Origin of the sequence: Beijerinckia sp. 28-YEA-48, from assembly GCF_900104955.1 — a bacterium.
Taxonomy (GTDB): Bacteria; Pseudomonadota; Alphaproteobacteria; order Rhizobiales; family Beijerinckiaceae; genus Terripilifer.
The window spans coordinates 1436924-1461012 of sequence record NZ_FNSI01000001.1 but is presented as its reverse complement, the minus strand read 5'-3'; the positions used below and the strand labels follow the sequence as shown (position 1 = coordinate 1461012).

At 60.6% G+C, this 24089-nt stretch carries 29 protein-coding genes and 1 tRNA gene; 11 read left to right on the top strand and 19 right to left on the bottom strand.

Features of this window, described 5'->3' with window-relative positions; genetic code table 11:
- The first annotated feature begins 187 nt into the window (after positions 1-187).
- The 3 genes from BLW50_RS06840 (at position 188) to BLW50_RS06830 (ending at position 2106) form a co-directional block, all read left to right on the top strand.
- Positions 188-652, top strand: coding sequence for an AAC(3)-I family aminoglycoside N-acetyltransferase (locus tag BLW50_RS06840; RefSeq protein ID WP_090699380.1), 465 nt, complete (start codon positions 188-190; stop codon positions 650-652).
- Positions 653-801: 149 nt separating this feature from the next.
- A tRNA-Ser gene (locus tag BLW50_RS06835) sits at positions 802-891 on the top strand.
- 468 nt (positions 892-1359) lie between these two features.
- Positions 1360-2106, top strand: coding sequence for a GGDEF domain-containing protein (locus BLW50_RS06830; RefSeq protein ID WP_244544152.1), 747 nt, complete (start codon positions 1360-1362; stop codon positions 2104-2106).
- 502 nt (positions 2107-2608) lie between these two features.
- Here the strand turns inward: BLW50_RS06830 and BLW50_RS06820 are convergent.
- The 10 genes from BLW50_RS06820 to BLW50_RS06780 form a co-directional block, all read right to left on the bottom strand.
- The gene (locus BLW50_RS06820; RefSeq protein ID WP_090699369.1) at positions 2609-2803 is read right to left on the bottom strand and encodes a hypothetical protein; all 195 of its coding nucleotides are present in this window, start codon (positions 2801-2803) and stop codon (positions 2609-2611) included.
- 322 nt (positions 2804-3125) lie between these two features.
- Positions 3126-3302, bottom strand: coding sequence for a hypothetical protein (locus BLW50_RS30620; RefSeq protein ID WP_170850024.1), 177 nt, complete (start codon positions 3300-3302; stop codon positions 3126-3128).
- 273 nt (positions 3303-3575) lie between these two features.
- A complete protein-coding gene (locus BLW50_RS06815; protein WP_244544151.1) occupies positions 3576-4400 on the bottom strand; it encodes a DUF3626 domain-containing protein in 825 nt (274 codons plus the stop codon).
- 18 nt (positions 4401-4418) lie between these two features.
- Complete coding sequence (locus BLW50_RS06810; protein WP_090699363.1) at positions 4419-4625, bottom strand: DUF4287 domain-containing protein; 207 nt, start codon at positions 4623-4625, stop codon at positions 4419-4421.
- A 129-nt stretch (positions 4626-4754) separates the two neighbouring features.
- Complete coding sequence (locus BLW50_RS06805; RefSeq protein ID WP_090699360.1) at positions 4755-5996, bottom strand: MFS transporter; 1242 nt, start codon at positions 5994-5996, stop codon at positions 4755-4757.
- A complete protein-coding gene (locus BLW50_RS06800) occupies positions 5993-6322 on the bottom strand; it encodes a hypothetical protein (protein WP_090699356.1) in 330 nt (109 codons plus the stop codon). Before BLW50_RS06800 ends, BLW50_RS06805 begins: the two co-directional genes overlap by 4 nt.
- Before the next feature lie 18 nt (positions 6323-6340).
- On the bottom strand, positions 6341-6904 hold the full coding sequence (locus BLW50_RS06795) for an isochorismatase family protein (RefSeq protein WP_090699354.1): 564 nt from the start codon (positions 6902-6904) through the stop codon (positions 6341-6343).
- A gap of 50 nt (positions 6905-6954) precedes the next feature.
- Positions 6955-7410 carry a MarR family winged helix-turn-helix transcriptional regulator gene (locus tag BLW50_RS06790; protein WP_090699351.1) on the bottom strand — a complete coding sequence of 152 codons (456 nt, stop codon included), beginning with the start codon at positions 7408-7410 and terminating at the stop codon, positions 6955-6957.
- Between the two features lie 155 nt (positions 7411-7565).
- Positions 7566-8009, bottom strand: a complete 444-nt coding sequence (locus tag BLW50_RS06785; RefSeq protein WP_090699349.1) for an SRPBCC family protein — start codon at positions 8007-8009, stop codon at positions 7566-7568.
- A gap of 444 nt (positions 8010-8453) precedes the next feature.
- Entirely contained in the window at positions 8454-9230 is a 777-nt protein-coding gene (locus BLW50_RS06780; protein ID WP_090699347.1) for an AraC family transcriptional regulator, read from the bottom strand.
- A gap of 164 nt (positions 9231-9394) precedes the next feature.
- Here BLW50_RS06780 and BLW50_RS06775 point away from each other — a divergent pair, with 164 nt between their 5' ends.
- Both BLW50_RS06775 and BLW50_RS06770 read left to right on the top strand, forming a co-directional pair.
- Entirely contained in the window at positions 9395-10000 is a 606-nt protein-coding gene (locus BLW50_RS06775; protein ID WP_090699343.1) for an MSMEG_1061 family FMN-dependent PPOX-type flavoprotein, read from the top strand.
- Positions 10001-10026: 26 nt separating this feature from the next.
- On the top strand, positions 10027-10395 hold the full coding sequence (locus tag BLW50_RS06770) for a hypothetical protein (RefSeq protein WP_139267501.1): 369 nt from the start codon (positions 10027-10029) through the stop codon (positions 10393-10395).
- Positions 10396-10408: 13 nt separating this feature from the next.
- On the opposite strand, the gene BLW50_RS06765 is transcribed toward BLW50_RS06770, so the two are convergent.
- Entirely contained in the window at positions 10409-11305 is an 897-nt protein-coding gene (locus tag BLW50_RS06765) for an SDR family oxidoreductase (protein ID WP_090699336.1), read from the bottom strand.
- Between the two features lie 125 nt (positions 11306-11430).
- Here BLW50_RS06765 and BLW50_RS06760 point away from each other — a divergent pair, with 125 nt between their 5' ends.
- The 4 genes from BLW50_RS06760 (at position 11431) to dmeF (ending at position 14421) form a co-directional block, all read left to right on the top strand.
- The gene (locus tag BLW50_RS06760; protein ID WP_090699333.1) at positions 11431-12402 is read left to right on the top strand and encodes an AraC family transcriptional regulator; all 972 of its coding nucleotides are present in this window, start codon (positions 11431-11433) and stop codon (positions 12400-12402) included.
- Between the two features lie 143 nt (positions 12403-12545).
- Positions 12546-12983, top strand: coding sequence for an organic hydroperoxide resistance protein (locus tag BLW50_RS06755; RefSeq protein WP_090708800.1), 438 nt, complete (start codon positions 12546-12548; stop codon positions 12981-12983).
- Between the two features lie 197 nt (positions 12984-13180).
- The gene (locus tag BLW50_RS06750; protein WP_090699329.1) at positions 13181-13453 is read left to right on the top strand and encodes a metal/formaldehyde-sensitive transcriptional repressor; all 273 of its coding nucleotides are present in this window, start codon (positions 13181-13183) and stop codon (positions 13451-13453) included.
- Positions 13454-13479: 26 nt separating this feature from the next.
- Positions 13480-14421 (top strand): CDF family Co(II)/Ni(II) efflux transporter DmeF, encoded by a 942-nt coding sequence (gene dmeF / locus BLW50_RS06745; protein WP_090699328.1) that lies wholly within the window; start codon positions 13480-13482, stop codon positions 14419-14421.
- A 2-nt stretch (positions 14422-14423) separates the two neighbouring features.
- On the opposite strand, the gene BLW50_RS06740 is transcribed toward dmeF, so the two are convergent.
- Positions 14424-14753, bottom strand: a complete 330-nt coding sequence (locus tag BLW50_RS06740; RefSeq protein WP_090699324.1) for a TfoX/Sxy family protein — start codon at positions 14751-14753, stop codon at positions 14424-14426.
- 39 nt (positions 14754-14792) lie between these two features.
- Complete coding sequence (locus tag BLW50_RS06735) at positions 14793-15689, bottom strand: LysR family transcriptional regulator (protein ID WP_090699320.1); 897 nt, start codon at positions 15687-15689, stop codon at positions 14793-14795.
- Between the two features lie 101 nt (positions 15690-15790).
- Here BLW50_RS06735 and BLW50_RS06730 point away from each other — a divergent pair, with 101 nt between their 5' ends.
- A complete protein-coding gene (locus tag BLW50_RS06730) occupies positions 15791-16651 on the top strand; it encodes an aldo/keto reductase family oxidoreductase (RefSeq protein WP_090699316.1) in 861 nt (286 codons plus the stop codon).
- Here the strand turns inward: BLW50_RS06730 and BLW50_RS06725 are convergent.
- The 3 genes from BLW50_RS06725 to BLW50_RS06715 all read right to left on the bottom strand — a co-directional run bounded on the left by BLW50_RS06725 (position 16648) and on the right by BLW50_RS06715 (position 19030).
- Positions 16648-17706, bottom strand: coding sequence for a GGDEF domain-containing protein (locus tag BLW50_RS06725; protein WP_244544150.1), 1059 nt, complete (start codon positions 17704-17706; stop codon positions 16648-16650). The genes BLW50_RS06730 and BLW50_RS06725 overlap by 4 nt on opposite strands.
- Positions 17707-17951: 245 nt before the next feature.
- The gene (locus BLW50_RS06720; protein ID WP_090699309.1) at positions 17952-18629 is read right to left on the bottom strand and encodes a dihydrofolate reductase family protein; all 678 of its coding nucleotides are present in this window, start codon (positions 18627-18629) and stop codon (positions 17952-17954) included.
- Between the two features lie 2 nt (positions 18630-18631).
- Positions 18632-19030 carry a (R)-mandelonitrile lyase gene (locus BLW50_RS06715; RefSeq protein WP_090699306.1) on the bottom strand — a complete coding sequence of 133 codons (399 nt, stop codon included), beginning with the start codon at positions 19028-19030 and terminating at the stop codon, positions 18632-18634.
- A 134-nt stretch (positions 19031-19164) separates the two neighbouring features.
- Between BLW50_RS06715 and BLW50_RS06710 the strand changes: the two genes are divergently transcribed.
- The gene (locus BLW50_RS06710; protein WP_090699302.1) at positions 19165-20058 is read left to right on the top strand and encodes a LysR family transcriptional regulator; all 894 of its coding nucleotides are present in this window, start codon (positions 19165-19167) and stop codon (positions 20056-20058) included.
- A gap of 31 nt (positions 20059-20089) precedes the next feature.
- Here BLW50_RS06710 and BLW50_RS06705 read toward each other — a convergent pair whose 3' ends face one another.
- The 3 genes from BLW50_RS06705 to BLW50_RS06695 all read right to left on the bottom strand — a co-directional run bounded on the left by BLW50_RS06705 (position 20090) and on the right by BLW50_RS06695 (position 23545).
- Positions 20090-20956, bottom strand: coding sequence for a sigma-70 family RNA polymerase sigma factor (locus BLW50_RS06705; RefSeq protein WP_090699299.1), 867 nt, complete (start codon positions 20954-20956; stop codon positions 20090-20092).
- On the bottom strand, positions 20956-22179 hold the full coding sequence (locus BLW50_RS06700) for an NAD(P)/FAD-dependent oxidoreductase (protein ID WP_090699297.1): 1224 nt from the start codon (positions 22177-22179) through the stop codon (positions 20956-20958). Before BLW50_RS06700 ends, BLW50_RS06705 begins: the two co-directional genes overlap by 1 nt.
- A 211-nt stretch (positions 22180-22390) precedes the next feature.
- On the bottom strand, positions 22391-23545 hold the full coding sequence (locus tag BLW50_RS06695) for a GGDEF domain-containing protein (RefSeq protein WP_090699293.1): 1155 nt from the start codon (positions 23543-23545) through the stop codon (positions 22391-22393).
- Between the last annotated feature and the right edge of the window lie 544 nt (positions 23546-24089).

The following is a 24089-nucleotide window of genomic DNA, read 5'->3' as shown; positions in this document are numbered from 1 at the left end:
GTGATCCGACCTCAATGCAAAGAGGGTAATTGTGAGACAATATTCGCGATAGACACCTACTTTGCGTCTATCTGTTCTAAATATAGGACAATTTAGGGCTTGCACCGAGGGAGCGTTGGCCGTTTTCAGCCGCCGAGCGACAACCACGGCCAGCCGGATGTACCTTGGCAGGGCCCGAGGGGAGAGTATGCCGAAAGACAACGCCTTCGCCGTCCGCCCGCTGACCAGCGCCGACATCGACCTGTTCCGCGATCTGCTCACCGTCATGGGTGAGGCGTTTGGCGAGCTCGACACTTATACGCGGGCTCAGCCCGACACGGCCTATCTGCGAAAGTTGCTGGACGGTGATCATTTCATCACACTGGCGGCGATCGAAAACAGTGCCGTGATCGGCGGCCTCGCGGCTTATGAGCTGCCGAAGTTCGAACAGGCGCGCAACGAGATCTATATCTACGACCTGGCGGTGGCTGCCGCTTATCGCCGCAAAGGCGTGGCGACGGCGCTGATCGAGGCCCTCAAAACCATCGGCGCGGCGCGTGGTGCTCATGTGATCTACGTCCAGGCCGATCCGCCCGACGCACCGGCCGTCGCCCTCTATTCCAAGCTCGGCACCCGCGAGGACGTGCTGCACTTCGACATAGCGGTGAAGTGAACCGCAGCCGGCAGGGCGTGCCCGTAAGCAAAGGTTGACGTCAGGAGGCCCGCGGCCCTAGAGAGAGCCCGCGATGTTCGCGGCCTGGACTCTCGCGGCAGGAGACCCGTTCTACTGCCAATGGGAAATGCAAGCACGATCAGTCGTTTGGAAGGGTGGCCGAGTGGTTTAAGGCAGCGGTCTTGAAAACCGCCGTGGGTGCAAGCTCACCGTGAGTTCGAATCTCACCTCTTCCGCCACTCCTGCCAATTGCCCTCTATAGCCTGCGCTCCCGCCGGTTACCGCATGCCCACAAAGCGGCTTTGCGGCAATTCTCGACATCTTTTGCCAGAAACCGGACCCCGCCAAGAGTCTGGGTGGCGAAAAAAACCGTCGAGCTGACCCGATCGACTTTCGAGCCAGGCTAAGTGGAGCCAGATTGGGCATTTAGAAAAATGAAAGGCTGCCATGCAACAATAATGAAGGCTGATTTGCAGATGAAATACACGCTGTGCGTAAGTGCACATGCGGAGGTTTTTATCGCAGGGGCCGTGTCGTCAGGTGGAGCGAGAAGTTAGCCTGTGTTTACTCAGCAGCAGTTGCTCTCAATCCTTTCCTCCCTACCAGACCCGGCATTCATCCTCACGCGCAGCGGCCGCTATGCGGCTGTATTCGGTGGGAAAGATCTCAGGCACTATCATGACGGTAGTGGGCTTGTAGGACGCAGCATGTTTGAAGTGCTGAAAGAAGAAAAGGCACGATGGTTCGCCGCTGAAATTGAAAAGGCGTTGGAAAGCGGCGTACTCCATATCGTCGAATACGAACTCAGCGGCAGTGACGTGAAGGGAGCCGGCGACGGCCCCAGTCATTCCATCTGGTTCGAAGGCCGCGTTCAGGCACTGAACTTTCAGGTTGAAGGCGAGGCGGCCGTCGTCTGGATAGCGAGCAATATCACCGACAAGAATGACGTTCAGCAAAAGCTGCGCCAACTGAGTGAAACGGACGCACTGACGGGGCTCTACAACCGCCGTAAGCTGCTTGAGACCTTGGATGACCGGCTGACGATCTTTGAACGAGAAAAGGCTCAGACTTCTGTGCTGGTCTTCGATCTCGACAATTTCAAACGCCTCAACGATGAGATGGGACACCATGCAGGCGACGCGGCTCTGGTCGAAATAGCACGCCTATGCCGCCAGAGCCTGCGCAAAAGCGATGTGATCGCCCGTTTCGGCGGTGACGAGTTCGTGGTGGTGATGCCCGGCACCGATCGCAGCGATGCGCTGGAAATCGCCGAGCGGTTACGTAAGCATGTTCCCATCGCCCTCAAGGAAACCGTGCGTTACGAATCCACGATCAGCGGCGGTGTTAGCGAATTCAGTCTGCCGGATCGTTTTTCCAGCGATATACTCACACGCGCTGATGCGGGGCTGTACCAGTCGAAACGGGCCGGTCGCAACCGCGTATCGGCCCTATAAATTGCCGACGGGCTCGGGCGTTTCAAGCCGCAGGTCAATCGCCAGGCTATCACCGACGCAAAGATTTTGCGCCGACATGATTTGGCGCTAACACATGAGCCTCGGTTGGGACGGTCAAAATCCGACATAGGGGGCATTCATGCGATTGATTGGCGTGTTGGCGATCTTGGTCTTTTCGGCGGCGCCCGCTTTGGCGCTCACATGTCGAACGGATAAGCTAGGGACCACGCGGTGCAGCAACGGCACCACCTATCGCACCGACAAGCTCGGCACCACGCGCGACAATCATGGCAACAGGTGGCGAACTGATCGCCAGGGGACTACGCGGGGCAGTGACGGCACCACCTATCGCACTGACAAGCTGGGCACCACGCGCGATAATTACGGCAACAGGTGGAGAACCGATCGCTTAGGGATAACGCGGGGCAGCAATGGCACGCGTTGCCGAACCGATAAGTTGGGAACAACGCGCTGCTACTGATCAAGCCGTCTCGAAGGCGCATTATAGGCCCGTCAGGCCAGCGCCACCGATCAGCGGCAATGCCCTTTGAAGAATGGCGAGCAGGGCGATTAACCCGACGACGATGCGCGCGGCTTGATGAACTTGTCCTGGCAATCCGGGGATCATGCCGATGAGCAGGATCACCACATAAGCCACAAGGATGATGATCAAGGCGGCGATAAGAAATCCAATCATGTCAGGCCTCTTTGGTAAATGGCAGCATAGATGCAATTCAGGGAACTGGCTGAAAGTTCCAATTCGGATACGGCCTGGCGATAACGCCGAGGACCGAGAGAAGATGAGGGATGGAATCTTGAGCAGGGGTTCTGAAATTGTCTTTTAGAGGCTACAAATACCTCTGGATTGCGCACGCCTCTGGCAGAAGGCAGCAGGCTGCGCCTTGCAACAGACGTCTTCAGATCCACGTCCCAGCGACAAGGATGGCCAGGATCATCAGTCTGGCCTGAAAGCCTCAAGCGAGTAGGGCCGAGTAGGGCGGCTCAAGACGCATAACGGCTCAATAAAAATGGTACCAGATCGCGGAACCCGCCGCGATTAGGACGATAAATATCAACACGAGCAAGCTCGGTTCGTAGAGTATTGAACTCCACGTCACGGCCTCCGTCGTGATTTCTTCGACGATTTCCGCCTCTTTATCGTCAGAAGCGCTGGGAGCCGCGCGTTTGTCCGGCATCGTCTATCTCCGGAGGAATTGGCCTTTCGGCCTCTTCAAATCTAACCCGTAACGACCGAAGTCGTTCCCGGACTGCGCGCTAAACTCGATCTGTTGAGGCCAGCAGCAAGACCCGTCATCATGCGTTGCAGCATGATGACGGGCCAATAGGTAGCACCCTCGGGCTGGCGGTTTAACGAAGGGCGTTCCGCACTCTCAACACAGAAGCGATCGTCGGGTTCCCTGCCTGCCGAACTTCCGACAACGGCGCTTCAGCCCCAAGCCGATATTCGCTCAAACATGCCCGTATCGCGCGATGCAATGCCAGACCCATTTTGCCGTTTGGTAGTCGAGCAGGTGATCACGGGCGCGCCACAGGATCGCAGGCGTCACGACCTTCTGCTCGGCAATTCGTCCGATCGCATTGGCCGCGACCGGCCCCCGATACGCTTCGCAATCGGCAATCCGATCCAGCGGCAACCGGAAACCGTCGTGCCATTCCACCCGGCAGCCGAGCGAAGCAGCGGATTCTTCTATCACGGTGTTTCGAAAGGACGGATCGAGGACGATGGCTTCGACATCCTCGCTGATGCGCAGCGGACCGTGAACATGCGCCTCAATATAATTATCGAGCCATGGATCGAGCCCTGATGCGTTTGCTTCGGCCAAGACGATCAGAGGACGAGCATCGCCGACCGCGAAGTTTTTTGGCTCCAGATAACTGTCAGGATAGCAGAACGACGTTCGGGGTCGAACGTGCGGCCTGAGACGCATATGGCTTGAACCGAAGCGACGCGAACCTCCCACCGGGTCATTGCGATGGTTCAGCGCACCATATTTTGGTCGGAACGAAGGGGCCTCCTTGTCATACGCACCCCCGAAAATCCGGCTTTCCCAGCTCCAGCGATCCCCACCGCGATGGGCGGTCAAACCGCCGCTGCTGGTCCCCGTTTCGAATTGCGAGCGATAGGCATCGTGACGGGCAAGGAGTTCAATGACGTTTTCGCCGCCAGCAACAATATCCGGATGGAAGTTCATGGTGATGGGGAGAGATACGCCGTCCGTCTCGCCTGTACAGAACTGACGAAGATGGGCAAGCGCCTGTTCGACTGGATCCATCATAGAACTGTAGTCAGGTTACTTCTGTGATCGATGATAGGCGACCAGCGCATTGGCATGCCCATGGCCCATCCCGTGCTCCGACTTGAGGAGGGAAACCACCTCCATGTGCTTCTTGTCCTTCATGGTGTCGAGAAGCGTGAGCCAGTGACCTACTGGTTTGCCGTATGATTTCTCAATCGAAGGAAAGTAGGAAGCAGGGCCTTTCACTTTCTCCGTCGCCATTCAAAATATCTCCTAACCGTCTTCAACAAAGTAATCTCCACCATAAGAAGACGATTGAGAGACGCAAGAGCCGACAACCGCCTCAGGGTTTGATCATCGGTTCTTCGATCGTCAGGCGTTCTTCGATCGTCAGGATTGCGGCGGCGGTGGCCCGCGCCGGGGGCCTTTCCGTGTCATCGCGTAAACGGCCACGATCGCGGCGGCAAAGCCTGACGCCGCGCCGATGCCCAGCGCCCAGCGTGGACCCAGATTGTCCGCCACCCATCCGACGATCGGTGCACCGATCGGCGTGCCGCCAAGCGCGACGCTGACACGCAGCGCCATCACCCGCCCGCGCATGGCCGGATCCGTCGAAAGCTGCATCAGGCTGTTGGTCGTATTGGAGAAGGTCAGTGCCGAAACGCCGATCACGACGAGAGCGGCTGCGAACGCCCAGTAGCTCGGCGCGACGGCGGCCAGCGTACAGCCAATCCCGAAGATGGCGGCGCCAACCATAAGTGTTTCGAACCGTGGCCTGTCCCGACCGGCGGCCAGCAACGCGCCAGCGACCGTTCCGATCGCCATGATCGACGACAGCAGACCATATCCCCGGGCATCGGCGTCGAAGACACGGACCGCCATGGTCGAGATGAAGATCGGGAAATTCAATCCGAAGGTGCCGATCAGGAACAGCATGATCAAGATCGCCTTCAGATCGGGGCGGGCCCAGACATAGCGAAACCCTTCGACAAAGCTGCCCCGTGTGCGCTGAGCGCGCGGATTGGGATGAAGCTCCGATGTGCGCAGCAGCGAGAGCGAGATCAGCACCGCGATGAAGGACAGTCCGTTGATCAAAAAGGCCCAGCCGGTGCCAATCGTAGCGATGACGATGCCAGCCACCGCAGGCCCGATCATGCGACCGGAGTTGAAGGAGGTCGAATTGAGCGCGATCGCATTGGACAGGTCCTTTTCGCCGACCAGCTCCGCGACGAAGGTCTGGCGCACCGGCGCATCGAACGCCGCCACCGTGCCAAAGAGAAAGGCGAAGACATAGACATGCCAGAGCTGCACAAAGCCGCTGATGGTGAGGATGCCCAGCGTCAGGGCGAGGGCCCCCATGAGCGCCTGGGTGGCGAGCAACAATTTGCGCTGGTTGAAGTGGTCGGCGACAAAGCCGGTCCAGGGCAGGAAAAGGAACTGCGGCGCAAACTGAAGCGCCATCACGATGCCGACCGCCGAAGCATTGTGGTGGGTGAGCTGCGTCAGCACCAGCCAGTCTTGGGCGGTGCGCTGCACCCATGTGCCCACATTGGAGACGAAGGCGCCGCCAACCCAGATCCGGTAGTTGTAACTCCGCAGCGACCGAAAAATGTTTTGAACCGCTAGATTCACGGGCGTTCTGGCAGGTTGCCGCCATGGAAGCGCCCGAAATGCCGGGCGGCGAAGAGGCCCAGCAGAAGCATGCCGAGCCCGAGCGCGGCGACATGCGCCGTGTTCCGCAGGTCAAAGTCGCCGACGCGGCAGACGAGCAGATAGCTGATCACGAGATTGGCAAAGCCCCAGAGGATATTCACGCTGGACGACGACAGGCCCTGGCCCCGCGGCGTTGCGAATGGGCTCTGGAAAGCCTTCCCCATCGTGCCGTTGACGTAGTGCGGCACAGCATTCGCCAAAAAGGCGCCGCCGAAAAAATAGGACAGGATTGGAAGCCAGGTCATGTCGCTTGGTCCTTCATCTCAATGGTCTTTCGTTGCGAGCCGTTTGATGATTTCGCGTGTCGTCCCGGTCTCGCCCAGTCGGGGGAAGACGAAGCTGATGCTGTAATCATGGGCTTGCGCGCACGTGTCCGTCATCGCATCGACGGCCAGGGTCACGTTGAAGCCTAGCTCATAGGCCTGACGCGCCGTCGCCTCGACGCCGGTGGCCGTGGCCACGCCCGTCACCACGACCTGCGTGACGCCCAGCTTTTTCAGGCGCGCCTCCAGATCGGTGCTGGCAAAGGCGCCCCATGTCCGCTTGGTGACGACGATGTCGTCTGGCTGTTGACCGAGTTCGGGAAGAATGTCGACGAAGCCCTCGGGCAGTGGATCAGGAACCCGTCTTGGCTGCTCCGTTCGCCCCGGGGCGCCACCTGAGACGTTGACCAGAACGACCGGCAGATTCAGCGCCCGAAAAGCCTCGATCAATTCCCGCGTGCGTTCCAGGATCGGACCGATGGGGTGGATGAAGGCGTGGCCGACGATGCCCTGCTGCAGATCGACGACGATCAGCGCCGTGTTCGGATCGAGGGTTGTCAGCACGGCATGTCCTTAGCGGTTCGGGTGTTGGCCGGGACGGGGCATAGGGAAGCTTAATCGTCGATAAGACGTCGGAGCAGGGCGACCGCAGCCGCGACCTGGTTCTGCTCCTGTTGGGAAAGCCGGGCGTCGAGGGTCCGCGACAACCAATCCTGCCGCGCCGCGCGGCTTTGCTGGATCCAGTCCATGCAGGCCTTCGTCAGGGACAAGATGGTGCGCCGTCCGTCCGTCGGATCCGGCGCACCCGCCACAAGTCCGGCCTCTTCCAGTGCGGCGATGACCGTGCCCATAGATTGAGGCCGTATCCCTTCCGCTCGGGCAAGCTCCGACGTCGTTGCGGGACCATGCTTTTCGAGGCGCAACAGCACGGAGGTTTGCGTCGGTGTCAGGTCGCCGCCGAGATGGGCCTGGTCGCGCAGCCGCCGCCTGATCTGGCTGACCAAGGCCCGAAGATCCTGTGCCAGTGCCGCGGTGACAGCCGCCTGCTGATCATCCCATTTCGCATTCATGGCGGCGGCTATAGCATATATGAAGCTAAACTGTAAAGATTAGCTTCATATTTCCTCACGGAAGCACGGCGGAGAGGCTCCCAGATGCGCCTGAACTGGCCGGATCGCGCGGCTCCACGATCCGGAGCCTGTGTGCTTCCGCTTGGTTTGAGGCGTTATTGATTGATTTCAGGCTCAACAAGCCGTGCCAGATTGCGCAGCGACTGCTGCCAACCAAGATAGCAAGCCTCCGGAGGAATGACATCCGGCACGCCGGCTTGCTCGATATTGACCTCGGTGCCGACCAGGACTTTTTTCAACGTCACCGTCACCACCATCTCGCCGGGCAGGTTGGGATCATCGAATTTGTTCGTGTAGCGCAGCCGTTCCCCCGGGACGAGTTCGACATAGGCGCCGCCAAACGCATCGCTGTTGCCCGTCGTAAAATTCCGGAAGGACATTCTGAATGTGCCGCCGACCTTCGGTTCCAGATGATGCACGGTGCAGGCAAAACCGTTGGGCGGGAGCCATTTTGCCAGTGCGTCCGCCTCGATGAACGCGCGATAGATTTTCTCGGGGCTGGTTGTCAGCACGCGGTGCAAGCGAAGGGTACTGGGCATATCGTTATCCTCTTGAATTAACAGGTGGACGTGGGCGCAGCCAATCTGGTGCCATTCCAAGGACGAACGAGACTTCGCCGATCCGACACATGATCCTGCAACACGATCTGGCCACCGTCGCGAGTGCGAGGCGAGCGATCGGTGGCGCGCCGACCGCAATCTCCAAGCCGCGAACATTGCTGCGCCGTTCAAGACTATTGGCTGGCTGGAGCAAATCCAATCCGTCGCTTAAATCGCAGACCTAAGCGTCGGTCTTGAAGCGCGATGACCATTCTCTGAAATTCCTGTGCAACCCGCAAACCTTCATCGGCCTTCCGTTGATAGGTGTTTGCCCGTTGTTAGACACGCCGCATGATGCCATGCAGCGGATCGTCCATCTTCAAACTGCTCTGCGTTGAAGATTACTCTCCCTACGAACAACGCTAGCTGCCGCAGGCATATTGTTCAGAGCTTCCGTTGATAGGAGGCCGGCGTCTCGCCGAAGGTCTGGCGGAAGAGCGTTATAAAGGCGCTGGCGGTTGAGTAGCCCAAATCCAAGGCGACGGACGTCACCGGAACATCGGCGGCCAGCATCTCGAGCGATCTCAAAAGGCGGGCGCGTTGGCGCCAGACCGTGAATGTGAAGCCCGTTTCCGCCACGAAAAGCCGGCTAAGCGTCCGCGAACTGGCGCCGGTCCATCGCGCCCAGCCCTCCAGATCGCGACCGTCGGCAGGATCATCGATCAGCGCCCGCGCAATCCGTGCCAATCGATTGTCTTTAGGCATGGGAAGGCCAAGCGCCTCCGTGGGGAGGGTGCGGATTTCATCGAGAATGACGGTGGCAAGCCGGGCACTTGCGGCATCCAATGGAGCCACCGGCCAGCTTGCCGCCCGCAACACAGCCTCCCGCAACAGCCCTGATGTCCTTAAGGCACGAGGCGTTTTCGGCAGATCGAGACAGAGGCTTTCTGCAATATAGACGCTCCACCCCTCGAAGGAGCCATGAGACGCCGCCCAATGCTCATGATACGGCGGCAACCAGACTGCGTGGATCGCCGGTACAATCCACACGCTGTCCACTACGCCCACGGTCAGAACCCCGTTTGTCGATCCGAACAATTGCCCGCGCGCGTGCGCATGGGGAATCGAGGTCCGCTCGCTCTCCACCTTGCCGGCAGCGACAATGAGAAAAGGTTCGGCAGCGGAGTTGACGAGGGCGGGGTCGAAGGAAAGATCCGTCATGGCGTCATTCTGATATAAATTGGCATAACTAGTTTATAGCCGCCAGCGCCGGATTGCTATTCTCGCTTTGTAACGAGGAGATGGCATATGCGCGCGCAGGGTATCCGACCTGACCCGATCCATGAGTTCGAGATCGCCGCCTTCGGGCTGATGGAGGCGGCCCGATGAACGCAAAACCCGATTTGAACGCGCTTTATGCCCCGCCTTCAGAGATGATCCAGAAGGCGGTGCTGGATCGCCTCATCGATTTTCACGAAGCCTATTTGCGGGCGGCCACATTCTTTTGCTTCGCAAGCGGGCGCGACAGCGGACTGGATGCTTCGCCCCGTGGTGGGCCGGCCGGCTTTGTCCATGTGCTCGATCCGCACACTGTCGCTTTCGCCGACTGGCCCGGCAATAACCGCATCGAGTCGATGCGCAATCTGGATGAGGACGATCGCGCGGCGATGCTGTTCCTGTTCCCGGGCCTGGAAGTCTTCTTGCGGATCAACGGACGCGCCCGCGCATCGGTTGATCCAACCCTGCTTGAGCGGTTGAAGGAGGGCGAGCGTGCACCCAAGGCGGCCATTGTCGTCTCCGTGAGCGAAGTGTTGTTCCACTGCGGCAAGGCCATAAACCGCGCGCGCTTGTGGTCTGGAGCTTCACAACTCGACCGGAGTGCGCTTCCTTCCGTCGGCAAGATTCTGGCCTCGCTGGCGCAACTGCGGGACGCCAATGTCGAGGCCCTCGATGCGCATTATGACCATGCGGTCCGCAACGATCTTTATTGAGCGTTGATCACGCCACGGAGATGATCATGTATTTGGACCAAGCCCATTTCCCCATCGTCTTCCTGAGAGAAGAGGGGCCGTCAGAAATGCCGCTTCCGCATCAGTTGGTCGAACTGCTCGCGGCCGGGAAGAAATTTGTGCTGATCACCCATCATCGTCTCGGAGAGGGGCATGACGAGACGCACGAGGAGCGCAAGGAACGGGCGCTTTTCTTCAAGCAGATCAGAAAGCAACTACATGAGCTCTGTCGCGGCATCATATTCATTCAGGGAGACCGGCCGTTTGCGCTGCCGGTTCGTGCTGCGGCGCAAACGTTTGTCAAGGCATTGGGGATGACAGTAGCTTTCGTCGCTGACGAGCAGGCGGCCGTACAACAGGGCAATGCCCTGTTGTAACCTTCCGATCTGCTTAGCCCTCGAAATAGCGCGGCCGATCTATATCGGCGATCAGTCCCGGCTGGGTCGGCTGCCATCCCAACAGTTTTCGCGTTTTCTGGCTTGAGGCCGGAGTGTTGATCGCGGCGAAATGCGCGAACCAGCCAAAATGCGCGGCAGCCTCCTCGGGCGTCTTGCTGACAACCGGCACATTCAGCTGGCGACCGATAACGCCAGCGATATCGCGGAACGGCACGCCCTCGTCAGCCACCGCGTGATAGCGGCTTCCGGCCGATCCATTTTCGAGCGCCAGCCTGTAAAGACGTGCTGCGTCGAGCCGATGCACTCCCGGCCAGAGGTTTTGCCCTTCGCCGGCATAGACCGAGACGCCTTTTTGGCGGGCGATGCCGATGAGCATCGGCACGAAGCCATGGTCGCCGTCGCCGTGTACCGACGGCGGTAGACGAACAACCGACGTGCGCACGCCGCGCGAAGCGAGCGAAGCGGTCGCTTCTTCTGACGCGACACGCGGACTGGCGGTCGGGCCCGTGGGGGAAGCATCGTCTTCAGTGGCAACCCGGCCGGCCGACAGGACGCCGATGCCTGAGGTGACGATCAAGGGACGATCAGAGCCCATAAGAGCAGAACCGAGGGCTTCGACGACATGGCGCTCGCTCTCGCAGTTCTCCTTGAATCTTGAGAAATCATGATTGAAGGCGGTATGGATCACACCATCCGACGCTGCCGCACCACGGCGCAGGCTCTCCAAATCTTCGAGATCGCCGCGATGCACCTTGGCACCCATGGCGGCAAGAGATTTGGCGCCAGCATCCGAGCGGGTCAGACCGATGACCTCATGGCCCGCGCCCAGCAATTCCTGAACAACGGCGGAACCGACAAAACCGGTGGCGCCTGTAACGAAGACACGCATGGCGAACTTCCTTCACTTCATTTCACCCACGCCGCATGCGGCGCGTTGGGAGGGAGATAAGCGATTGAGCCCATACGATCCATGCGGTAACGTCCGCATTATCTTCGTGATCGTCCGGAATGCCCATGGATCCCCTTTCAGACGTGCTGTCGCTGCTCAAGCCGCGCAATTACATGTCCGCTGGCTTCGAAGCTGGTGGACCATGGTCAATCCAGTTTCCCGATCAGCAAAAAAGCATCAAATGCGGTGCCGTGGTGTCCGGTCAGTGCTGGCTGTCGGTCGAAGGGGTGCCTGACGCATTACGCCTCGATACGGGGGACTGCTTCCTGCTGCCGAGCGGTCGACCGTTTCGCATAGCCACCGACATGGCGTTGACGCCGGTCCAAGCAGCAGAGGTGTTTTCACCGGCGCGCGGTGGTGGCATCGTCCGTTACAACGGAGGCGGCGACTTCTTTTTCGTCAGTAGCCGCTTCGCCCTCGCTGGCAATCATGCCGACCTTTTGTTGCAGATGCTGCCGCCGATTGTGCACATCCGCAGCGAAGCGGAGCAGGTGGCCTTGCGTTGGTCGGTCGAGCGCATGATGCAGGAATTGCGCGCGGAGCAACCTGGCGGCTTTCTGATCATCCAGCATCTCGCCCACATGATTTTGGTTCAGGCCCTGCGGTTGCATCTGGCGGAGGCGAAGGGCGGCGTTGGTTGGCTCTTTGCCTTGGCCGACAAGCACATGGGTGCGGCGATCACCGCCATGCACGCTGATCCTGCGCATCGCTGGACCTTGCAAGAGCTGGCGCAGCGCGCCGGCATGTCACGCTCGGTCTTCGCCGAGAAGTTCAAGGAGACCGTTGGCAAAACCCCGATGGAATATTTGACGCGTTGGCGCATGCTGCTGGGTGGCGACAGGCTGACGCATTCCAGCGATCCTATTTCCACCATCGCCCTGTCGCTTGGCTACGAGTCCGAGAGCGCGTTCAGCACCGCCTTCAAAAAGGTCATGGGCTGTTCGCCACGGCAATATAGCCGCGGCCAGCAGACGGCTTCCTCTTCACAGGGCGCGCCGCGGCCCGCTCCCGAGCAGCTTGAAGCCGTCGCCGATTGAGGCAAAGGCGGGGGCAGGGCGGGCGTCCTGTCATTCGAGCCTGTCATCGAAACTCCATGGGATTGCCGCCACTATAGGGAGGGCGCACAATCGAACTCTTGTCCGGCCTGATGCAGATCAGGTCCATTTTTGAGGAGCATGCGATGGATACGATCAAGCCTCTGTTCACGGCGGTTGCCACGGCGACTGGTGGGCGCAACGGCCATACAGCGGCATCCGACGGCACAGTCAGCGCTGATTTATCCGTTCCGAAAGCCATGGGCGGCCCGGGCAAGCCGGGCACGACCACCCCAGAACACCTGTTTGCCGCCGGCTATGCGGCCTGTTTCGGCGGCGCCCTCGATTTCGTCGCCAAACAGCACAAGAAGGACGCGACCAAAGCAAAAATCACGGCGGAGGTATCGATTGGGCCGCGCGATGGCGGCGGCTTCGGCATTGCGGTCAAACTGCATGTCGAGGATCCGACCTTGCCGCAAGCCGAGCTCGCCGCGCTGGCAACCGAAGCGCACGAGAAAATCTGCCCGTATTCCCATGCGACGCGCGGCAATGTGGACGTGCAAATCGACGTCAAGGGCGCGTAGGCCAGAGTAGTAAGCTTATGTTTTGCGGAGACAATCGAGCTAATTGCTCCGTGTTTCCGAAGGCCATGGGTGGCGGCTTGGTGTGCCGCCACTCCTCATTCTGATGAAGGCCCTGAATCTGAATGCCGACAATGAGGCTTGCGTCACGACACCTCTAATAGTATACTCCCCTATATTATTTAGCGAAGCAACAATTCATGTCCCATTCCGTCCGCCAGAAAGACAAACTGATCGCCCGCGTGCGCCGGATCCGCGGCCAGATCGAAGGGATCGAGCGGGCGCTGCAAGCCGAAACGGCCTGTGGTGAAGTCTTGCGCCAGCTCGCCTCGGTGCGCGGCGCCATGAGCGGGCTGACCACCGAACTGATGGAAGACCATCTGCGCGAGCACGTGCTTGCGGCGGCAACGGAAACCGAACGCCAACAGGGCGGCGAGGAACTGATCGAAGTCTTGCGGACCTACATGAAGTAGGCCGGCGCGCCTGAAAGGAATATCCCATGGCCGCGAATGAAATTTTCCTTCCCAACCACGATCACGTTTTCCTCGGCGACGATCACAAGCGGAACGAGCGCAGGGTCTGGCTCGTCATCGCGCTGACCGCAAGCATGATGGTGGTCGAGATCGTTGCCGGCACCATCTACGGATCGATGGCTCTGGTGGCCGATGGCTGGCACATGTCGACCCACGCCGGCGCCATGCTGATCGCCGCGCTCGCCTATCTCTACGCCCAGCGCCACGCCCGTGATCCGCGTTTCACCTTTGGCACCGGCAAGCTCGGCGATCTGGCCGGCTTCGCCAGCGCGGTGGTGCTTGCCCTGGTGGCCCTGCTGATCGGCTGGGAAAGCCTCGTGCGTCTCGCCAATCCCGTGGCGATCAGTTTCGATCAGGCGATCGCCGTCGCGGTCGTCGGTCTTGTCGTCAATCTGATCAGCGCCTGGCTGCTGAAGGACGATCATGCGCACCACCATCATGGTCATGCGCACGATCACGATCACGCAGATCACAACCATGGCCCGGCGCGCGACAACAATCTACGCGCCGCCTATTTGCACGTTCTGGCGGACGCGCTCACCTCGGTTCTGGCCATCGTCGCGTTGCTGTTCGGCCTCTTCAATGGCTGGCTATGGGCCGACCCGATGATGGGCGTGGTGGGTGCGCTGGTCATCGCGCGCTGGTCATTGGGACTGATCCGCGACGCGGGCAGTGTGCTACTCGACAAAGTGTCGGACGATGAAGAGCTTCCTGGCGAAATTCGTGAAGCTCTCGAAGGGCAAGGCGACAAGATCACCGATCTGCATGTGTGGCAGTTGGGCCCTGGCCATCATGCGGCGATCATCGCCCTTGTGTCGCCGAGCCCCAAAGAGCCATCGCACTACAAGGCTTTGCTGGCGCACATCCACGAGCTTTCGCACGTGACGGTCGAAGTGGAGCCAGCGTGAAATTATTTTTTCGGCAGCGACCGGACAAAGGCGAGGGCGGCGTCGAGCAGTCTGCGCCGCAGCTTGTCGTCGCCAAAGGCCGTGGGGCCAGCGCGCACCCAGCCCGACATTACTCTGTCACGGGAGATCATCGGAACAATGTCCGGCGTCGCCCGCGCCCGGTCATCCTTGCCTTTGCCGAGCCGGACCAGCATGCCATCGTCGCGAGCGCCGCATAAAAGGTTGCCGTTCAACAACCAGGCGCGTCCGCCGAACATGGCTTTTTCCGTCAAGCCCCGCACGGACACGAGATCTTCTCGCAACAGTTCCGCCAGGCCCGCGTCTTGCGCCATGTCACACTCCCTGGGTTGGCTTTGAACGTGACACTCTGATCACTGCGTCTTGATGAAATCGACAAAGGCACGCAACGGCGCGGGCAGGTGGCGTCGGCCGGGGTAGTAGAGAAACGGGCCACTAAAGGTCTGCCACCAGGGCTCCAGCACCGGCTCGAGCGCGCCGCTCGCCAGATAGGGCCGCAACCAGTCTTCAAAGAAATAGATGATGCCAAGCCCATCCACCCCCGCTTCAAGGGCCAGATCGGCCGCCAGGCCGATGCGGACCAGCAGCGGGCCGGTGGGGTCGACACGCACGATTTCTCCCTCACGCTCGAATTCCCAAGCGGGGATTGTGCCACTGGCGAACTGTCCACGCAGACAGGAATGAGCGAGCAAGTCGCGCGGGTGCTCGGGGCGGCCTCTTGCATCCAAATAAGCCGGTGAGGCGGCGGTCGCGAACCGTTGCACGCGGGGCCCGATCGGCACGGCAATCATGTCTTGATCGAGCCGCTCGTCGTAGCGGATCCCCGCATCGCAACCGGCGGCCAGCACGTCGACAAAACTGTCCTCGACGATCACCTCCAGCTTGATGTCGGGATAGGCCTTCAAGAATGGTGTGACGATGGCGGGAAGAATAAGGCGGGCGGCAACGGTCGGCACATTCAGCTTCAGCGTTCCCGTCGGCCGGTCGCGGAATGTGTTGACGACGTCGAGCGCCGCTTCCACCTCGTTCAGCGCCGGCGTGAGCCGTTCGGCCAGGCGCAGTCCCGCTTCGGTCGGGGCAATGCTGCGGGTCGTGCGGTTGAGCAGCCGGACGCCCAATCGGGTTTCAAGACGCCGCACCGCCTCGCTCAGGCTCGAGGCCGACACACCGCTAGCACGGGCGCCTTCGCGAAAGCCCCCCGCCTGCACCACGGCGAGAAACGCCGAAAGATCCTGAAGGTCAGCCGCCATTGTTCGAAATTCCATACAGCCTGTGCCGATATAAGGTGGTTATCGCACAGCCGGTCAACGCCTATCTTCGAACCACGTCGTTAGGCGTTGGAGACAGAAACATGACCGACCTCACCAAAGCAGGCACTTTTTCCCTTGGCGGCCAGAGCGTAAAGCGAATGGGCTATGGCGCCATGCAGCTTGCCGGCCCCGGCGTGTTTGGGCCGCCGAAGGATCGCGACGGGGCGCTCGCGGTGCTGCGCCAGGCCGTGAAAGCCGGCGTCGACCACATCGATACCAGCGACTTCTACGGACCTCACATCACCAACCAGTTGATCCGGGAAGCCTTGCATCCCTATCCCAACAATCTGGTGATCGTGACCAAGGTCGGCGGCAAGCGTGGCGCCGATGCGTCGTGGCTTCCGGCGCAAAGCCCGGCGGAACTCACCCAAGCGGTCCATGACAACCTGCGCAACCTCGGCATTGATGCGATCGACGTCGTCAATCTGCGCCTCTGGGGCGATGGCCACGGTCCCGCCGAAGGCTCGATCGAAGAGCGGTTCGTCACGCTGGCTGAACTTCAGCGCCAGGGCCTCATCAAGCATCTGGGCCTCAGCAACGCCACATCCGCCCAAGTGGCGGAGGCACGCAAGATCGCCAAGGTCGTCTGCGTGCAGAACCAGTATAATCTAGCGCATCGCCACGACGACCCGTTGATCGACGAACTCGGCAAGCTGGGCATCGCCTACGTTCCTTTCTTTCCGCTCGGTGGCTTCACGCCGTTGCAGTCGGACAGCTTGTCGAACGTGGCCGCGAAGCTCGGCGCGACACCGATGCAGGTTGCGCTCGCTTGGCTGCTGGCCCGGGCGCCCAACATCCTGCTGATCCCGGGGACATCGTCGGTCAACCATCTGACGCAGAACTTAGCGGCGGCCGAGCTGGTCTTGACGAAGGATGTTCTCGCTGAGCTCGAAAAGATCTAAACAGGATCGATCGACAGTCTGTCGGTTTGGCCAAGGGGTTGGCCAAGCATCGTTTCGGTATGGCGCTCGACGCGATCACGCCCGGCGTGCTTGGCCCGGTAGAGCGCCGCATCGGCCCGCACAAGGAGATCCGACAGGCTCTCGTCGGGCCGCTTCTCCGCCAGACCGAAACTGGCTGTCACGCGCCACGTGTCCGGGAGTCCCGCGAACCGTGTGGCGCTGATGGCCGCGCGCAATCGTTCGGCGAAGGCGGCGGCGCCCTCTGCGTCGCAGTTGGGCAGCAGAAGGACAAATTCTTCGCCGCCCAACCTGCCGCACAGATCGATGCGCCGTGCCGCCTGGCGGATCACCTTGCCGAGTGTCCGAAGCACTTCATCGCCGGCGGCATGACCCAATGCGTCATTGATCTGTTTGAAATGATCGATGTCGGCAACGACGACACTCAAGGGCAGGCTGCGCGGATCATGCATGCACGGCGCAGCGCCTTCTTGAAAGCCACGTCGATTGAGCAGGCCGGTCAGAGAGTCTATCGCGCGCTCGCGCCGCAGATCCTCGATCACATCGCCGACGGCAACCCCAAGAAGCGCCAGAGCCAGAGCGACGCCGAGCACCGCGAGCGAGTATTGCAGCGCCAGCCAGAACGGCGACAGCCCAAAAGCAGTGGCGTCGGGCACAATGAATTGTTGCGTGAGCAGGGTGCGCAGAATGAATTGAATGGAGAAGATCAGCAGCGTCCAGAACAAGATTCGTTCCGTCATCTGTCCCAAGCGCAAGGCGCGCACGCGCCACGCGGTGACCAGACAGATCAAACCAAAGCCGAAGTTCAAAATGTAGACGCGGATCCACACGTTGCGATCGACGTAAAAGAAATAGGCCGTGCCCGCGACGATCAGGAACAGGATGCCACACTGCGCCAGCCATGGCGTGTGCTTGCTGGAGCGGATCAGCAACCCTTCATTGAAGGTCAAAACGCTGATCGTATAGATGAAGGCGGAGACGACAGCGTTTGGGCCAGGGGCCGCGGGCACCGCTAGAATTTGGCAGAGGGTACCCATGCAAAACAGAAACCCGGCAATGCCGAACAATAACAAATGCCGGCGCGGTCGATCGAGCGTCCAGGCAAAGATAAACGCGACCGCGAAAAGCAGGATAATGGTCGGGCCGAGGAGGAGAAGTGGATTTGACGGGACTCGCAAAGCCTGTCCGGCGTCCTCTGTTTCTCACAAATTCCAACTCGGTGAATTAGCGCGGACCTCTCCTTGAAGCAAATGACGCCCGTTAACCTTGCCACATTCGGCGCTCAAACAACGGTGTATCTGAGATGCACCAAATCATGTTCGAGCTGCTCGACAGACTGAAATTGCAACAGGCGCGGCTTGCCGGACGTGCGATCAAATGTTGTCGGCAAGCCGGCCAAACCGTCTGCGAGTGGCACGACAATCAGGCTGATTTCATCAATCAGCCCAGCTGAAAGAAAGCTGCCGTTGATGGCGCCGCCGCCTTCCAGCAACAGGCGTTTAATGCCGAACTCCGTCGCAAGAATGGTCAGCGCTCGCGCCAGATCGATCTCGGTTCGTCCGGCGAAAATGTAGGAGATGCCATCGCGGCGCAGTTCGGCCAAATGGTCATCGGATACCGCCTCGGACAAAACGACGATAATGGCATCGCCGCTGATCTGGCCTCTGTTGAGATGCAGTTTGCCATGCTGATCGATGGCGATCGCATAAGGCCCTTGCGCCGCGGCGGACGCTTTCCATGTGGTGCGCGGCAAAGCCTCGGTCGCCATCGCTGGTTTCGGACTGCCTGTCTGAAAGCTGGCCATGGTAATACGGCCAACGATCCAGGCGTCGCTTTCCAACGCCTGGTGAACGCGTTCGTAAACCTCGGTCAATCGGTCGGTGAGATCCTGCGGCCAATGCGTCGGAACGATCCGGCCATCGAGGCTCGATCCCATATGCAAAATGACATGCGGTTTCATGTTCAACCTGCTTGATATTGCGCGTCGCTGACCTGTTCCATCCAATCGACGACTTTGCCGTCGAGCGCCTCGGCGATGGCGATATGGCTCATGGCCGTCTGCGGCGACGCGCCGTGCCAATGTTTCTCGCCGGCCTCGAACCAGACGATGTCGCCTTGACGAATCTCCTCGATCGGGCCGCCTGCGCGCTGCACCCGGCCGTAACCAGCGGTGACGATCAGCGTCTGACCCAAGGGGTGGGTATGCCAAGCGGTGCGCGCGCCGGGCTCAAAGGTGACGAGCGCGCCGCCGACCCGCGCCGGCGCAGTGCCCTGGAACGGAGCGTCGATGCGCACCGTGCCGGTGAAATAGTCGGCCGGTCCCTTGGCCGATGGCTGCGATCCACTTCTTTTGATGTCCATCGTCGGTCTCCTTCAAATTCCCAAACAAACTTCGGAGCAGCCGGGCAGGGCTGCTGTCCGTCATGAATGTAGGAGACGGAGGCACTTGCCATTAGGCGGAAAAATTGACATGGACTCATGAGGAGAGTTCATCAATGCCGCGCGAAAACGTCAACGACCTCCTCGCCTTCCTCGCCGTTGCCAGGGAACGCAGTTTTACGCGGGCCGCCGCGAAATTGGGCGTGTCCCAATCTGCTCTGAGCCATACGGTACGGGGGCTCGAGGAGCGGCTTGGGCTTCGCCTTTTGTCCCGGACCACCCGTAGCGTCGCCCCGACAGAAGCCGGCGAGCGCCTGCTGCGCACCGTGGGGCCACGCTTCGACGAAATCGAAAACGAGCTGACGGCGCTCAGCGAATTGCGCGAGAAGCCCGCCGGCACCATCCGCATCACCGCCGGCGAACACGCGGCGCAAACCGTGCTCTGGCCGACGCTGGCCAAACTGTTGCCGGACTATCCAGACATCAAGGTCGAGATCATCGTCGATTATGGCCTGACTGATATCGTGGCTGAGCGTTACGACGCCGGTGTGCGGCTCGGCGAGCAGGTCGCCAAGGATATGATCGCCGTGCGCATCGGGCCAGACATGCGCATGGTTGTCGTCGGATCGCCAGCTTATCTGGCCCAGCGCGAGAGGCCGCACACGCCCCACGATCTCACCGCCCACGCCTGCATCAATCTCCGCCTGCCAACCTACGGCGGAATCTACGCTTGGGAGTTCGAGCAGGACGGACGCGAGGTGAAGGTGCGGGTCGAAGGGCAATTGGTCTTCAACAATATCGGCCTGCGCATGAACGCGGTGCTCGCCGGCCTGGGCCTGGCTTACCTTCCGGAAAATCATGTGCGGGAGGATATCGCGGCGGGACGCCTTGTTCAGGTTCTCGCTGACTGGTGCCCGTCATTCCCCGGCTACCATCTCTATTATCCCAGCCGCCGACAATCATCGCCAGCGTTTGCTCTGCTGGTTGATCGGCTGCGTTATCGGGGCTGAGATCCGAAGTCGCTCGCTATGCAGCAAGCTGTCAGTGCAGGGCGCTCGCCACGTGCCTCAGTTTATCGGGATTGCGCACAGCATAGATCGCGACGACCCGGTCATGCTCGATCTCCAGGGCGGTCGTCTGGAGAATGTCGCCCGGTTCGATGGTGATAAACCCCGGCAGGCCATTGATAAAACAATAGCGGATGAGGCGAGAGCTGCTCACGGCAAAGACAGCCGCGAACAGCCGCATAACGCCATCGATCCCGGCAACTGGCGTCATCCGCGCCGGCGCCTTGCCGCCACCATCGGCATAGAGGGTGACGTCCGCCATAAGCAGCGTGCGCAGGCGTTCCATGTCGCCGTTTCGGGAGGCAGCGAAGAAGGCTTCAGCGATCTCGAAACCACGCTCCGTCGGCACAGGATAGCGTGGGCGGTCTGTACGAACATGGCTACGGGCGCGGCTTGCGAGCTGGCGACACGCCGCGGCCTCCCGCCCAATCGTTGCCGCGACCTCTTCAAAGTCGAGGCCGAACACGTCATGCAGTAGGAAGGCGGCGCGCTCCAACGGCGACAGACGTTCCAATGCCATCAGCAGCGGCAATGTAACGTCGTCCGATCCATCGTCCCCCGTTTCCACGACCGGCTCGGGTAGCCAAGTGCCGATGTAGGTTTCGCGCTCGCGTCGAACTGATTTGAGCCGGTCCAGGCACAAGCGCGTAACGACGCGGCGCAGAAACGCGCCCGGTTCGCGCACCGCGTCCCGGTCGACATCGAGCCAGCGCAGGAAGGCGTCTTGAAGCACGTCCTCCGCATCCGCGACCGAGCCGAGCATCCGATAGGCCGTGCGAATAAGCACCGGCCGGAGCGGATCAAAGACGGCGGCAGCGTCCTGGCTCGATGCGGATGCCATCAGGCCCCTTGAACCGGATTGAGATCGGCTTTTGCACCGTCCACTCGGCCGGCCCTTTCGGCAAGGTTGGTGCTGGAACTCGCGAGCAACGCTTCAGCCGTACCATCGATGGGCGGATAGATGACTTGCGTGTTGATCAGCCGCTTCACCGCCTTGCCCTCTTCGCCTGCTTTCTCGACCCGCCGCTCCCACCCTTGGGTAATGACCGCACCCGAGCGGCCGAGGTCCAGACAGGTAACGTAGCGCAGTTGCGCGTAGGGCACAGGCGGCAGGCCGAGCAGGTCGCGCGCCGCGTTTTCACCCGCGACACGGCCGAGCTGCCCCGCATGCTGACAGGACTGCAACGTCCGGTGGCCATCGCCGGTATCGGCCGTTGCCGCATCGCCGGCCACGAAGACCTCGGGCGCGGTGGGCACCCTAAGGGTCGTATCGACAACGACCCGTCCAAGCTCATCCCGAGTGCCGGGGACTTGAGCCGCGAAAGGCGAGGCGGCCATTCCCGTCGCCAGCACCACGGCGTCGGCGGCGAGAACGCTGTCGTCGGCAAAGCTGACACGGTCTGGCGCCAAGGCGCGCACGGCGGCGCCGAGGCGCAACTCGACACCGGCGGCCGCCAGCGCCGCCGCGATCACCGGCCGCGGCCCCGGCCCGAGTTCGGGCCCGACGGTCTCGGCTCGCTCGATCAGGACGATGCGCAGTCGCTCGGCCACGCCCTCAGCGCCGTGCACCCGCAGCCGGTCGCGCAATTCGAGCGCCAGCTCGATCCCGGTAAAGCCCGCGCCGATGATAGCGATGGTCGGCGCCGCGACATCACGGACGATTTCGATCAAGCGGCGATCGAAGGCGATTGCCTCCGCCTGGGTGTCAACCGAAAACGCCGCCTCTGCGCCGGGCACCGGCGGCCGACGCATGCGGCTGCCGGTCGCGACGACCAAGCGGTCGTAAGCGAAGCGGTTGCCGGCGGCGAGCGTCACGGCTCTGGCGGCGGCGTCGAGCCTGATGGCCTCGCCCTGTACGAAGTTGACGTCGACCTTGCGTAGAATTGGGAGCAGGGCGACAGCCAGTGTCTCAGGCTTCGCCTCATAGAGCCTTGGCCGCATTTCCAGCATCGGCTCACGCGACAGCAGGGTCACTTCGAGCCGAGGACCAGCCATACGCCGCGCCGCGAGTGCGGCCCAGAAGCCAGCAAAGCCGCTGCCGATGATCAGTATCTTGTCAGACATGATCAATCCTTGCTGCCAAACCGGCGGTAAAAAGATTCAATTGGGGGATCATCGTCGTCTCCTTCTGGATGGCCTGTGAAGACATGACGAATGGCACCCTGCACGATGTGACATGGAGTGCGAATTTTTCAGGGGCCGGGGAGGGATGAGCGCTATGGCTCACAACCAGCGCAAGCTGTTGAGGGGCGGTACGCCGCTATCCAGGGGCCATTCAGGCCGCCAGTTCGACCCGGTTTCGGCCTTCCGATTTGGCGCGATACAGCGCCTTGTCGGCGCGACGCATGATATCCGCGAAACTTCCGTCTCCGGTCTGATGGATAGCGACACCGACCGACACGGTGATCGGAACGGTCGTCGTGCCCATGCGGAAGGGATCCGCTTCCACCGATAGGCGCAGACGCTCGGCCGCTGCTTCCGCCTCGCGCTGGTCGAGATCGTTCAGCAAAACCACGAACTCCTCGCCGCCGGAGCGGGCGACCAGATCCATCTTGCGGGTTCCAGCTTGCAGCCTGCCGGCCACGTGGATGAGCGCCTGATCGCCGAATTCATGACCATAGGTATCGTTGATCGCTTTGAACGCATCGATGTCGAGAACCGCCACTGCAAGTCTGGCGCTGCGCTCCGCGGCGAGCCTGAATTGTCCGGTTCCGGTTTCCGTCAAAGTCCGTCGGTTGGCCAGGCCGGTCAGATAGTCTGTGGACGCGGCATGCTCCCATTTCCGGCGGATCTGGTCCGAACACATCAAAACGAAAGCGGTCGCCCCGACGACGGGCAGGATCGTCATGAACAAAGGCGTCGCCAGGTTCATCCAGCTCGAATTGTCAGTGATTTTGAAATCCGGCGGCATGGGCAGGAATATATAAAAGAGCACCCGCGCCGCCGTGAACACGATGGCGGCGATGAGAATGAAAGTCAGCATTCTCCGGCTGAGCGCCGAATCCGGATGCGCCAGCAAAGTTCTGACGGCGGCCCCCATGAGCCACACCCAGGCTATCGCGACGATAATGATGCGGATCTTGGTGTTTGGATGAAAAGTCGAGAACCAGAAGACGCAGAAGGTCCCGATAAATGCCGGGATGAGGTGAAGAAGAGTGGGGCGCTGTCCGTAGAACCGCTCCAGGGCCCACACATAAGCCGTCAGGCCAAGCAGGAATGCCCCGTTGGAAAAGGTCACCGTCACCGGCAGGGACATATGCCCTTCAAAGGCAAAGACCACGCAGCCCGCGGCAACCAGCAGGGTGCCGGCCTGCCAGCTCAACGCCGCCGGCCGCAAGTTCACCGGCAAGTCGCGATGCAGCAAGCCGAGGACGCTGCCATTGGCGAGCATCATCACCGAGACAATGACGAAAGCGGTGGTTGAATCCATTTTGCCCGGAAAGCCCTCGCCCTCAACTCTGCAATTATTCGCAAGCCCCGGTTAAAATTCCGGCGTCTTGATCGACAAGGCGGCTAGATAGCTGTGGTTCTGCTACCGGATTTATATAGATCGTGCCACGTCATTGTAAGGATCAGCCATCGGATTGCGGGCAGGCGAGGCGAGCCGCAGACAGGAAAATAGCGTTTGATGACGGCCCAAAGGGACTCAACCATGATCTGGCAAGGTGATTTGCCGGCGACAAATGGACTTTTCATGTCCAAGACAATGGCGGCCAAGGCAGGAAATCACACCAAATAACAACATGATTAAGATTATATATATCAAGGAATTGATGCTATATTTTCATCCAAATCATTGATTACGGAGGTCGTTTCCGGCCCCAGGGCCGTAATTCTGTCCTATTTCGCCGGACATTCAGGGAATATACAGGCTGATACCGCGATTTGCTTTGCGCGCGTTGAGGGACAGGGGAAGTCGGAGCATTGCGATTTAAATCTTCTGTAACCTCAACAGGCAATAAACCCAGTAGGGT